Source organism: Azospirillum sp. UFLA03-27 (assembly GCF_059803775.1).
The window spans coordinates 1-548 of the sequence record NZ_JAUQTX010000552.1 but is presented as its reverse complement, the minus strand read 5'-3'; the positions used below and the strand labels follow the sequence as shown (position 1 = coordinate 548).

The following is a 548-nucleotide window of genomic DNA, read 5'->3' as shown; positions in this document are numbered from 1 at the left end:
CGTCGGCCGTGTTCTCCTCAACCGAAAAGAATCACGACCAACCGGCCGTGCACAGCCCTTTTTCCGCATCCTGCTAGTCCTTCATCGAGGCTGAACTGATGGGTTGCCTGCTGGTTGAAGGTGAAACCCTGCCACTGGAGGGCGCGGATGAAGAAGTATCGTGTCACCTTGAGCGCCGAAGAGCGTCAGCATCTGGACGAGCTTCTGTCCCGCGGCAAGGCGGATGTGCGCAAGCTCAAGCACGCGCAGGTTCTTCTCCGCGTTGACGAGGGCCCTGAGGGGCCCGGCTGGACCGACGAACACGTTGCCGAAGCGGTGGGCGTCGGCACCGCCACGATCGAGCGCTTGCGCCGGCGCTTCGTCGAAGACGGCTTTGAGGCGGCGCTCAGCCATTACAAGGGCCCGGATCGCGTCTATCAGACCAAATTGGACGGCCTTCAGGAAGCGCACCTGATCACGCTGGCGTGCTCCCAACCGCCCGACGGACGCGGTCGGTGGACCCTGAAGCTGCTGGCCGACCGCTTGGTCGCGCTCGGTCATGTCGATGC

1 protein-coding gene is annotated in these 548 nt (G+C 63.7%); it reads left to right on the top strand.

Annotated elements, in window-relative coordinates; translation table 11 throughout:
* Nucleotides 1-147: 147 nt before the first annotated feature.
* A partial coding sequence (locus Q4I23_RS33035) for a helix-turn-helix domain-containing protein (RefSeq protein WP_498529048.1) occupies nt 148-548 on the top strand: 401 nt, incomplete at its 3' end.